At 63.9% G+C, this 10920-nt stretch carries 10 protein-coding genes; 7 read left to right on the forward strand and 3 right to left on the reverse strand.

The window, feature by feature from the left end; all coding sequences use genetic code 11:
- Nucleotides 1–708: 708 nt before the first annotated feature.
- The gene (locus tag ACK5L9_RS19080) at nt 709–972 is read right to left on the reverse strand and encodes a hypothetical protein (RefSeq protein ID WP_416913040.1); all 264 of its coding nucleotides are present in this window, start codon (nt 970–972) and stop codon (nt 709–711) included.
- A 186-nt stretch (nt 973–1158) separates the two neighbouring features.
- Here ACK5L9_RS19080 and ACK5L9_RS19085 point away from each other — a divergent pair, with 186 nt between their 5' ends.
- Nucleotides 1159–1689 (forward strand): DUF2867 domain-containing protein, encoded by a 531-nt coding sequence (locus ACK5L9_RS19085; protein WP_416913041.1) that lies wholly within the window; start codon nt 1159–1161, stop codon nt 1687–1689.
- 280 nt (nt 1690–1969) lie between these two features.
- On the opposite strand, the gene ACK5L9_RS19090 is transcribed toward ACK5L9_RS19085, so the two are convergent.
- Nucleotides 1970–2665 (reverse strand): IclR family transcriptional regulator, encoded by a 696-nt coding sequence (locus ACK5L9_RS19090; RefSeq protein WP_416913042.1) that lies wholly within the window; start codon nt 2663–2665, stop codon nt 1970–1972.
- A gap of 156 nt (nt 2666–2821) precedes the next feature.
- Here ACK5L9_RS19090 and purB point away from each other — a divergent pair, with 156 nt between their 5' ends.
- The 6 genes from purB to ACK5L9_RS19120 are packed head-to-tail and all read left to right on the forward strand — an operon-like array spanning nt 2822 to nt 10054.
- A complete protein-coding gene (purB, locus tag ACK5L9_RS19095; protein ID WP_416913043.1) occupies nt 2822–4189 on the forward strand; it encodes an adenylosuccinate lyase in 1368 nt (455 codons plus the stop codon).
- A gap of 48 nt (nt 4190–4237) precedes the next feature.
- Nucleotides 4238–5203: a tripartite tricarboxylate transporter substrate binding protein gene (locus tag ACK5L9_RS19100; RefSeq protein WP_416913044.1), complete on the forward strand. Its 966-nt coding sequence runs from the start codon at nt 4238–4240 to the stop codon at nt 5201–5203.
- Between the two features lie 49 nt (nt 5204–5252).
- Entirely contained in the window at nt 5253–5714 is a 462-nt protein-coding gene (locus tag ACK5L9_RS19105; protein WP_416913045.1) for a tripartite tricarboxylate transporter TctB family protein, read from the forward strand.
- 10 nt (nt 5715–5724) lie between these two features.
- Nucleotides 5725–7227: a tripartite tricarboxylate transporter permease gene (locus ACK5L9_RS19110; RefSeq protein WP_416913046.1), complete on the forward strand. Its 1503-nt coding sequence runs from the start codon at nt 5725–5727 to the stop codon at nt 7225–7227.
- 8 nt (nt 7228–7235) lie between these two features.
- Complete coding sequence (locus ACK5L9_RS19115) at nt 7236–8624, forward strand: MmgE/PrpD family protein (protein WP_416913047.1); 1389 nt, start codon at nt 7236–7238, stop codon at nt 8622–8624.
- On the forward strand, nt 8621–10054 hold the full coding sequence (locus ACK5L9_RS19120) for an FAD-binding oxidoreductase (RefSeq protein ID WP_416913048.1): 1434 nt from the start codon (nt 8621–8623) through the stop codon (nt 10052–10054). The genes ACK5L9_RS19115 and ACK5L9_RS19120 overlap by 4 nt, the downstream gene beginning before the upstream one ends.
- A gap of 15 nt (nt 10055–10069) precedes the next feature.
- Here the strand turns inward: ACK5L9_RS19120 and ACK5L9_RS19125 are convergent, their stop codons facing one another.
- Complete coding sequence (locus ACK5L9_RS19125) at nt 10070–10846, reverse strand: inositol monophosphatase family protein (RefSeq protein WP_416913049.1); 777 nt, start codon at nt 10844–10846, stop codon at nt 10070–10072.
- Nucleotides 10847–10920: the final 74 nt, after the last annotated feature.

Below are 10920 nucleotides of genomic sequence, written 5' to 3' on the forward strand. Positions count from 1 at the left end.
AGCGCCCCCGGCCGTCGCGGGACGCAAATCATCCGGCGGTGCCGTCACAGCAACAATTCCGGCAATGCGTCAGCGGCACCCATATAGCTTGACGATTTTTTTCTGATTATATTGTCAGGCTATAACCATTTGATTTTGCGCTGATGCTGCGCCAATTTGATGATCAAATTGGCTTCCGTCAGCTATACCACCCACGTGGCGCACATCAGACCAACGACCCCGAAGAATGACCGTTCGCGCAGGCCGGAGGCGCGGATATCAAAGCCTGACGACCCTTCCATGAGTCAGTTTTGCCAGATTACCCATGGTTTTGGATTTTTGAGGCGTCGTCTGGATCGTGCTTGATGTACTCCCGGACCAGCATTGAATGGTGAAGCCATTGACCTGTCACTGATTTTTCTTAGTTTGTTGAAGAGGCGCGCTGTTTTGCAGACCATAGTCCGGTTGAGACGGCGCAGCAGAGCGCGATAGCCATGACCATGATCAACCGGTTCGGCTTGCCGGGCGAGCGCAGTTGGCTTTCGGTCAACCCAAAGCCGCCCGACCTCAAGTCACTGAGCATCGCCTCGCTGCCCCTTCGTTTGGCATATGTCCGGTCCGTCGCGAGCGCGGGTTTAGCTGGCATCGCATTGAGCCACGCGCCTTGTAGACGCGCCGCGCAATCGCAATGGCCCGTTTGCCCAGGCGGGGCGCGACAATCACCAACTCTTACCGCTCGGGCCGGGTGATCGTGCTTTGGTCGATGATCAATACAGGCCGGGCGCCATCCGCCGGCGCAAGCGCCAGAGCCTCCGCTGAGAACGGCCCCGTCAGGACATCGATATCTACAAGGGCATTGCCCGGCAACCGCTTGATCCACTGGAACCGCGACAAGGCATCGGTCGTCCTGATTGGCCGTCCGGAACCAGGGCGCATCGCATCGCCGGGCCAGCGACCGCCCCGGCTGAGGCAGATATTCGCGGCTTCGCGCATGAATGCCTGCTTGGGCGAGGCTGTTTTTTTGGGGATCACTCTCCAAAAATCGGCAGCCAGTTGTCGGAAATCCTGCCCGGCACTGCCTTTCAATGCCGAACGACCCCGCCCCACCATCGGCTGCTAACGGCGCAAGGCCCCAAGCAATCGCTTCCACTCTGCCTCTTTGCCAGCTAAAAACGCGACATGATTACGCTTCCGCAAAGCCCGATCTGGATTCTCGCCCCGCTCGCGGAACTGGATTATTTCCATAGCGACGGCATTTGCCTGCCACGCGACATGCCGCCGCTGGAGGTGTGGAACGCCGCCATGGCGTTTCCGCGGCCCGTGCTTCGCGTCGCGTTCACGATCCGCGATTCGATCTCCTCGCTGTTCGGGGTGAAGAAGATCAAAGGCTTTAGCGGGGCTGCCCGCGACAGCGTCAAACCTGGAGATTACCTCGACTTTTTCCTTGTCGAGCATGTTGATGACAATAGCCTCGTCATGACCGAGCGTGATTGCCATCTGGATGTCATGATCTGTATTTCATCTGGGGCTGGGCATGTTACCGTTACTGCATCTGTCTGCGTGCATAACTGGTTCGGGCATGTCTACATGCTTCCGGTAGGTGTTGCGCATCGCTGGATCGTGCGCCGGATGCTGAAGCGGCTGAGCCACAGGATAGCCGCACCGGGCCAAGCGTTCGCCGCAGTGCACTACCGGGCATCGGCAGCGTGATGGCAACGCCGGATGATTTGCGTCCCGCGACGGCCGGGGGCGCTACGCCCCCCGGACCCCCCGCTTCCCCCTCGGTGACGAGCTGTATCCGTGTTGGCCAAATCGGGGCTGAGCCGGGCTGACCATACCACCTTTGCAGACCGTCTGGGGGCGATGCGCGCGTCCGGCCGGGCGGCAGCGGGCGGGTCGGGCTTTGCCCGGCCCGCGCCCCCCTCCCCCCCTGCGCTGCGGCTGACCGTCTGGTCCCGACCGGTGCTACCGGGCGGAAAATGCGGTCAATCTATGTCACGCCTTTCATCTGAAAGCCGGCCATCTGCAACTCGCCCCCCGAGACTTCCCGGAATCCAAGTAAACATTCGTTATCCAGATCCGCGCCCAGCCCGGTGATCGCCAGCGCACCCAGGAATTGCCCGTCGCTTTCAAATACCGGCAGGGCGATCGAAGCAAAATGGCGGTTTCTTTCCCCGCGCGAGATGTAATAGCCCTGCGCGCGTGTCCGGTCGTGCTGTTCCCCCTCGTCTCCGGTAAAGGCACGCAGCAGTTCTGCCGCAGCGCCGCCTTCCTCTAGCGAGACCGAGCCGCCAACCTCTATGAAATAGCGGAAATCCTGATAAGCGTGGTCGCGGGCAAGGCAAATGCGTTCGCCGCCCGAGCGGACGAAAAATGCCGTTGTCTGCCCGACAGCTTCCGAGATGCGGGCGATGGGCCCTTCGATTCGCGCGATGGTGTTCGAGGTCGCGCGAAAGATCGAAGCCAGCCGCAGATTGGCCGGGCCAGGCGCATAGGAACCATCAGGGTTCCGCGCCAGATAGCCCCATGTCACCAACACCTTCAGCAGCCGCGACGCGGTTGCCTTGTCAAGGCCGGACAGGTCCGCAAGCTCTTTCAATTGCAGCTTTTTCCGCTCCATCGAGAATTGCGACAGCAGCAGCAATCCGCGGTCCAACACGCCCGAGGGCGGCCTGGTCGTGGTCATGTTTCGCCTTTCTCTTGCGGCAAGGACGTTGACAGCCATGCCGCTTGTTGTTTTACTCAATGATACGTATTTCATTGAGTAAAACAAGATCGCGTAAGTTATGACGTGGTGTAAGTCTGCGGCGAAGAATCCGCCACTGTCACGAGGAGACAGAAAATGAACGTATCCGTCTTTGACATGCAGACCATGCAGCATCTGTGGTCCACGCCCGAGATGCGCGAAGTGTTTTCAGAACGGGTTCGCCTTCAGAAATGGCTGGATTTCGAGGCCGCGCTGGCCGCGACGCAGGGCGAAATGGGGATCATCCCGCAGGCTGCGGCGGATGAGATCGTCGCGGCCTGCAGGATCGCCGACATCGATCTGGGCGCAGTGGCCGAGGAAACCCGACGGATCAAGCACACCCTGGTCCCGCTACTGAAACAGGTCCAGAACAGACTAAGCCCTGAGGCAGCCGAAAACATCCATTATGGCGCAACGACGCAGGATGTCATCGACACCGGCCTGATCCTGCAACTGAAGGACGCGCATCGGCTGGTCATGCGCGATCTGGGCGTCATCGGCCGCGAATTGCTGCGGCTGGCACGGGAAAACCGCGATGTGGTGATGGTTGGCCGCACCCATTCGGTTCAGGCGCTGCCCATCACCTTTGGCCATAAATGCGCGATCTGGCTGGATGAACTGTCGCGTCACGCAGAACGGCTGAAACAGGCCGAGCCCCGGTTGTTCGTGGTGATGCTGGTCGGGGCGGTGGGCAGTCAGGCCAGCTATGGCCCCCGCGCCGCCGAGATCGAGGCGAGGGTGGCCAAACGGCTGGGCCTTGGCGCGACGGATATTTCCTGGGCCCCCTCGCGTGACCGGATTGCCGAATATTGCACGCTGATGGCCATGGTCGCGGCGACCCTGTCCAAGATCGGCAACGAATTGACGAACATGCAGCGCAACGAATTTGCCGAGGTCGAAGAAGGCTTTACCGAGGGCAAGCTGGGTTCATCGACCATGCCGCACAAACGCAACCCGACGGCTGCGGAAAACGTGGCGATGCTGGGACGCTCGGTCCGCTATTCGGCGTCGATGATGATCGAGGCGATGGTGCAGGAACATGAACGCGACGGCGTGGCATGGAAATCGGAATGGAAAGCCGTCCCCGAGACGATGCTGGTCAGTTCCGCCATCCTGTTTCAGGCCGGCGCCCTGTTGAAGGGGCTGCGCGTCGATGCCGCGAATATGCGGCGCAATCTGGACATGATGCAGGGCTATCTGCTGTCGGAAAAGGTCATGCTGGAACTGGGCACCCGCGTCGGCAAGAGCACCGCGCATGAATGGCTGTACGAGGCCTCGATGAAGGGGCTTGAACAGGGGCTTGGCTTTGCCGAGGCGTTGCGGGCCCATGACCGGATTTCAGACATGTTCAGCGATGACCAGGTGGCCGGACTGACCACCCCGGATGCCTATCTGGGGGCCATCGGCGAAAGCATTGATCGCGTCGTCGCGCGGGAAAGGGACGCGGACTGGCTGTCTGCCTGACGCCTGCGGCGCACACGCCGAAACAGACCTAACGGGAGGAGAACCGGAATGACCAAATTCGCCTGCGGCCCCATTGCCGCCCTGATCGCCGCCATCGCAGCCTCGCCCGCGCTGGCATTTCCCGAAAAACCCATCGAGCTGGTCGTGCCGTTCAGCCCCGGCGGCGGCTCGGACGTGTCGGCCCGTGTCTTTGCCCAGTGCCTTGAGGCGCAACTGCCCGAAAAGGTGCTGATCAAGAACATCACCGGCGCGCGCGGCAAGATCGCCGAGGTCGAGGTGCGCGACAGCCGCCCCGACGGTTACAAGCTGCTGTGGTCGCATCAGGGGATGGATATGGGGCTGGCCACCGGGCGCAGCGATTACAATTATACCGCCTTTGCGGCGGTCGCCTCTTCGGTCGCGATGAATTATGGAATTTTCGCCGGATCGCAAAGCGGCCTCGACAGCATCGACACCCTGAAGGCGAAGGTTGCCGAAAATCCCGGCGGATACACCATCGGTACTGCGCTGAACGGCTTTTCGCATTTCGCAGCGCTGGATTTTCTGGAACAGGTGGGGATCAGCATCGACGATGTGCGTACCATCCCCATGTCGGGCGACAAGACGCGCATCGTCGCCGCGATTCAGGGCAATCTGACGCTGGTTCCGACGGCTGTGGGCGCGGCGGCGCCCTATGTGGATTCGGGCGACCTGACCTCGGTTGCGATCCTGTCGGAAGCGCGCGATCCGCGCCTTGGCGATGCGATGACCGCCGCCGAACAGGGGGCGCCGGTCGATTTCGCCATGTATTTCACAACCTTCGCCCCCAAGGACACCCCGCCCGAGGTGATCGGCACATTGGCGACGGCATGGATGGCGGCGGCCAATGACCCGGCCTGTCAGGAAAAGCTGGCACAGCAATCCATGACGGTCGTTGCCGCCTCGGGGGCCGATCTGGATGCGGTTCTGGCCGAACGCTATGCCCGGATCGAGGAACTGGCCGCCCGGTTCAACCTGACCTCGGAAGGCGAATAAGCGGGGCCGGGCCAACCGGCCCGGCATCCTTCAACCCAGAGGGGCCGCCATGCGCACCACCGATCTGATCTTTTCGGCGCTGTATCTTGCCGCGCTGATCGTCGCCTTCTCGCAGATGTCCAGCCTCAGCGAGATTGCGGCAGCGACCCATACATCGGCCAAGCTGTATCCGCAGCTTGTTCTGGGCATCGGTATCCTTGTCGGCGTGATCGAGACATTTCGCACGCTGGCCACCCCCCAGCCCGAGGGCGCGCCCGATCTGCGCGCCGTCTGGGCCGATGCCTTCCGGCGGCGGCGCATGGTGCTGCTGGCGCTGTTCATCGTCTATCTGTTCACGATCCAGCCGGCGGGCTTTCTGATCGCCACCTTTGTCTTTTGCTTCGCGACAACGGCGATCCTTGCGCCGGTGCGCGACCTGCGGCTGTTCCTGACGGCGGCCGTCGTCGCGCTGGCCACGGTGGGGCTGATCCATGTCCTGCTGGTCATCTATCTTGAAGCTTTCCTTCCCTGAGGACCGATCCATGTATGATCTGATGCTTGCCGGCGCGTCCCATGTCTTTCAGCCCTGGACGCTGATCGCCATCTTTTGCGGCGTCGCCGGAGGGTTGGTAATCGGGGCGATTCCGGGGCTGACTTCGACCATGGCCATCGCGCTGATGGTGCCGCTGACCTATGCGATGGAGATCGAATTTGCCATCCCGCTGCTGATGGGAGTCTATTGCGGCGCGATTTCCGGCGGGCTGGTGGGGGCGATCCTGCTGAATATTCCGGGAACGCCCGCATCCGCCGGAACCTGCCTTGACGGCTATCCGATGGCGGCAAAGGGGCAGGCGACGCGGGCCCTGGGTCTGGCGGTCTATTCCTCGATGATCGGAGGCACGATTTCCGGCCTTGCGCTGGTGCTGATCGCGCCGCTGCTTGCGCGGGTAGCGCTGTCCTTCGGGCCGTGGGAATATTTCGCGCTGGTGGTGTTCACCTTCACCTGTATCTCGGCCATGTCGGCCAAGGGGCGCGCGGTCAAGGCCTTTATGGCGGCGTTTCTGGGCCTTGGCCTTGCGCTGGTCGGTCTGGACGAGGCATCGGGGCAGACGAGGCTGACTTTCGGGTTCACCGCGTTTCAGGCGGGTTTCTATGAACTGCCCGCACTGATCGGCCTTTACGCGATACCACAGCTTTTGTCAGATTCCGACGATATCGGTCGCAAGGGTACCATCCTGAAGATCGACTTTGACCTGCGGAGCTTCACCGGCACGATCCGCGAGGTTCTGTCGCGCTGGATCGACCTGCTGCGGTCATCCTTTATCGGCATCGTGATCGGCATCCTGCCCGGCGTTGGCCCCGGCCTGTCGAATATCGTGGCCTATTCGCAAGCCAAGCGGGCCAGCCGCACACCCGGAAAATTCGGCACCGGAGAACTGCCCGAGGCCGTCATCGCCCCCGAGGCCGCAAACAACGCCTCGATGGGGGGCGCGCTGATCCCGATGCTGACGTTGGGGATTCCGGGCGACGCCTCGACGCTGATGATGCTTGGGGCGTTCATGCTGCACGGCATCGACCCCGGCCCGTTGCTGTTCCGTGATCACGGAGACATCATCTGGATCGTGTTCATCGCCTTTTTCGTGGCCTTCGCGTTTTGCACGGTGATCTATCATTTCTTCATACCACTGACGGTCAAGGCGATCTCGGTGCCGCGCCAATATGTGATTCCGGTGCTGCTGGTGCTGTGCACGGTGGGGTGTTACGCGCTGAACAACCGGATGTTCGACGTCTATTGCTTTCTGGGCTTCGGGCTGCTGGGTTATCTGCTGCATATCGCGCGGGTGCCGGTGCTGCCGGTGATCCTGGGCCTGATCCTTGGCCCGATGGCCGAAGAACAGCTTAGCCTTGCGCTGTCCTTTGGACAGGGATCGGTGCTGCCCTTCTTTACCCGGCCCATTTCCGGCGCGATCCTGCTGATTTCGATCCTGTCGCTGGTCCTGCCTCCTGTCCTGGGCCGGATGCGCCAGTCGGCTCAGCGCTCGTGACGCGCGATATGTCAGAGGCAGAGCTTGCCCCCCTTGCCCGGTTCGTCGCGGGCTATGCAGTCGATCCGTCAGACGCGGCAATGCGGTCGCGGCTGCGGACGACAGCGCTGGACCTTGCGTCGGCGCTGATCGCGGGCACCGGGCATCCGCTGTGGTCCCGCTATCGCGCCGCGATGATCCGGCCCGGCGAGACTGGCCCCTGTTCCGTGATCGGCGAGGCAACGCCTCTGCCCCTGACCGCTGCCGCCGCGCTGAACGCCGCCATCAGCCACCTGTACGAGGTTGACGACGCCCATCGCGACAGCACCACCCATCCCGGCATCACCGTCATCCCCGCCGTTCTGGCGCTGGCGCAGGCGCGCCGCCTGCCCGCCCGAACCGCCGCCGCCGCCATCGTCTGCGGGTACGAGGCGATCCTGCGTATCGGCAGCCATCTGGGCGCGGCGCATTACCGGATCAACCACTCTACCGCGACGGCAGGCGCGTTCGGCGCGGCGGCGGCGGCGGCGCGGGCCATCGGGCTGGACGCACGGCGGACGCTGTGGGCGTTTGGGCATGCGGGTACGCAGGCGGCGGGGCTCTGGGCCTTTCTGGATGACAACGCGGCCGGGGCCAAAGCCTTTCACGCCGCCGCCGCCATTCGCAACGGCATTGACGCGGCGCTGCTGGCCGAGGCTGGCATCCCCGGTGCCCCCCGCGTACTGGAGGGGCCGCGTGGCATGCGCGCTTCGTGGCACCTGACGGATCGCGATCCGGCATGGCTGATCCCGCAGGGGCGCGCGATGATCCACACCGTCACGGTCAAGGGCTGGCCCGTCTGCGGACAGATGCATTCGGCGCTGGACTGCGCCGCCCTGCTGGCCGAACGGAACCCCCGGATTGCGGCGTCCGGCTGCCCCGTGACCGTCCACCTGCCCGAAAGCGCGCTGGCCATCGCCAGCATGCGCAATCCGCAGACCGTCGCGCAGGCGAAATTCGCCACCGCCTTCTGCATCGCGGCAACCCTGACCGGGCACCCCCCCGGCCTGACGGGCCTGACCGATGCGCTGCTGGCCGACACCCGCATCCATACCCGCGCGGCACAGGTTACGCTGGCCGAGGATCCCGCCTTCACCGCCCGGTTTCCCCGCGAACGGCCGGCGCGCGTCACCCTGCACGCCCCTGACGGCGACAAGGCCGAGCAGCGTGCCCATCGCCGGGGCGACCCCGAGGCCCCCTGGACCGACGCGCAGATGACCGAACGCACCCGCGACGTGCTGCGCCTGACCGGCTTTGTCACGGATCTGCCCGCGCTGATCACCTGGGCTGAAAGCTTGGCCGCCCTGTCGCCCGACTGGCGCGCCGCGCGGCTGTTCGATCTGACCCGCGCCGCACAATCCGATACGGAAACCGGATGAAACCTGCCCTGCCCACCGGCTTTTGCGATGCCCTGCGCGCCGCGCTGCCCGCTGCCAGCGTGATCACCGACACGGACCGTCTGGCCAGATTGCTGACCGAAGAGCGCGGGCTTTACAGCGGCTGTGCCACGCTGGCCATCGCCCCTGCCTCGACCGCCGAACTGGCGGTTGCGATGCGGCTGTGTCATCAGGCTTGCGTGCCAATGGTGCCTCAGGGAGGCAATACGGGGCTGGTCGGCGGCGCGGTGGCCAATAGCGGCGAAGTGCTGATCTCGATGCGGCGAATGAACGCGATTCGCCAGGTGGATCCGGTCAATTTCACCTGTACGGTTCAGGCGGGTGCCATTCTGGCCGATATTCAGGCCGCCGCCGCCGCGCAAGGCTGCCTGTTCCCCCTGTCGCTTGGGGCCGAGGGAAGCTGCACCATCGGCGGCAATCTGGCGACCAATGCGGGCGGGATCAATGTGCTGAAATACGGCAATGCACGGGAATTGTGCCTTGGGCTTGAGGTCGCGCTGCCCGATGGCACGATCTGGAACGGCATGCGGCCCCTGTACAAGGACAATTCCGGCTTTGCGCTGAAACATCTGTTCATCGGCTCGGAAGGTTCGGTCGGGATCATCACCGCTGCGATCCTGCGGCTGTTCCCCGCCCTCGCCGATACCCGAACCGCCTTTTGCGCGCTGCCATCGGTCGGGGCGGCGCTGTCGCTGCTGTCGCTGGCGCGCAGGCGCAGTGGCGATCAGGTCACGGCTTTCGAACTGCTGTCGGATTTCGCCTGCCGCATCGTCTGCGATCATGCGGGCGGGGTCTTTCCGCTGGCAGGCCGCGCGCCGTGGTACGCCGTGATCGAGCTTTCAACCTCGCGCGCGGATTCGGATCTGGCCCCGTTGGCCGAGGCGGTTCTGGCCGAGGCGATGGAAACGGGGCTGATCACGGATGCGGTGGTCGCGGCATCGCTGGATCAGGCGCGGCGTATCTGGGCCCTGCGCGAACGCACCCCCGAAGCGCAGAAGCGCGCGGGCGGTTCAATCAAGCACGACATCTCGGTCCCGGTCAGCCGCCTTCCCGATTTCATCGCCAAGGCGACCGCAGCGGTCACGGCCTATATGCCCGGCATCCACATGTGCGCCTTTGGTCATGTCGGCGACGGCAATGTGCATTTCAATTTCACCCAGCCTGACGGCATGGAGCGGCAGGAATTCCTGTCGCATTGGGACGCGATCAACGATCTGGTCCACCCGATCGCGCTGCGGATGGCCGGTTCCATCAGCGCCGAGCACGGGCTGGGGCTGCTGAAAGCCGAAAAGATCACTGTGCACAGATCCGACAGCGAAAACGCGCTGAACATGGCACTGAAACGGGCGCTGGATCCCCGAGGGCTGATGAACCCCGGCAAATTCATTGCCGTGCCGGATCGTCGGCCCTGACGGGCAATGCCCGGCCTATTCCGCCAGCGCGGCCAGCAATTGCCCGTGCAGCGAGGGGCTGGCGACGATCAGGCCGTCAACCATCGCGCGCGGGCTGTTAAAGCGCATCCTCTGTCCGTGGCGATCCGAGACTTTTGCCCCGGCACGCTCGGCGATCAGGCTGCAAGCGGCGATGTCCCATTCCCAGGCCCCGCGCAGAGAAAGAGCGGCATTGAACCGGCCCTGCGCGGCACGGCACAGTCGCCAGGCCAATGATGGCCGGAATTCGCGGCGAAAGCCTGGAACATGGCCGCCGCGCCAATGGCCCGGTTCGGTCGCGGCGCGATAGGTCAGGACAGTTGCGCCCCCAAGATCGGCAGGGGCGGGCGCGATGGGGCTGCCGTTCAGCAGCGCCGGGCCGTCGGCAAAGGCGGTATAGGTCAGCTTGCGGACCGGCAGATGCACCACCGCCGCCACGACACGGTCGCCCCGCGACACGGCCAGCGAATGCGAGAACCCCTCTTGCCCGTCGATAAAGGCGCGGGTGCCGTCAATCGGGTCCAGGATAAAGCAGTGCCGGGCATCCAGGCGCGAGGGGTCGGCCTCGCTTTCCTCGGACAGCCAGCCATAGTCGGGACGCGCGGCGCGCAGCATCGCCTGCAATTCCTCGTTCACGGCAAGATCGGCCTCGGTCACGGGACCGGCACCGTCACCCTTGTCCCAGCTTCGCGGAGCATTGCGCCAGTATTCCAGTGCAATCTGCCCGGCACGCAGCGCAGCGTCCTTCAGCAAGGCCAGGTCGTCCTCAGGCACCGGCAACGGTCATCCCCTCGACCAGCAGGCCGGGAACCTCGGTCGCGCGCCATGGCAGGGCATCATTTGCGGCG

The sequence above is a fragment of the Paracoccus sp. (in: a-proteobacteria) genome (assembly GCF_047973135.1).
In the GTDB taxonomy this organism is placed as follows: domain Bacteria; phylum Pseudomonadota; class Alphaproteobacteria; order Rhodobacterales; family Rhodobacteraceae; genus Paracoccus.

What these genes read in the sequence shown, in the direction of transcription:
- ACK5L9_RS19080 (WP_416913040.1), bottom strand. Translation starts at nt 972, where the DNA reads ATGCGCGAAGCCGCGAATATCTGCCTCAGCCGGGGCGGTCGCTGGCCC.
- ACK5L9_RS19085 (WP_416913041.1), top strand. Translation starts at nt 1,159, where the DNA reads ATGATTACGCTTCCGCAAAGCCCGATCTGGATTCTCGCCCCGCTCGCG.
- ACK5L9_RS19090 (WP_416913042.1), bottom strand. Translation starts at nt 2,665, where the DNA reads ATGACCACGACCAGGCCGCCCTCGGGCGTGTTGGACCGCGGATTGCTG.
- purB (WP_416913043.1), top strand. Translation starts at nt 2,822, where the DNA reads ATGAACGTATCCGTCTTTGACATGCAGACCATGCAGCATCTGTGGTCC.
- ACK5L9_RS19100 (WP_416913044.1), top strand. Translation starts at nt 4,238, where the DNA reads ATGACCAAATTCGCCTGCGGCCCCATTGCCGCCCTGATCGCCGCCATC.
- ACK5L9_RS19105 (WP_416913045.1), top strand. Translation starts at nt 5,253, where the DNA reads ATGCGCACCACCGATCTGATCTTTTCGGCGCTGTATCTTGCCGCGCTG.
- ACK5L9_RS19110 (WP_416913046.1), top strand. Translation starts at nt 5,725, where the DNA reads ATGTATGATCTGATGCTTGCCGGCGCGTCCCATGTCTTTCAGCCCTGG.
- ACK5L9_RS19115 (WP_416913047.1), top strand. Translation starts at nt 7,236, where the DNA reads ATGTCAGAGGCAGAGCTTGCCCCCCTTGCCCGGTTCGTCGCGGGCTAT.
- ACK5L9_RS19120 (WP_416913048.1), top strand. Translation starts at nt 8,621, where the DNA reads ATGAAACCTGCCCTGCCCACCGGCTTTTGCGATGCCCTGCGCGCCGCG.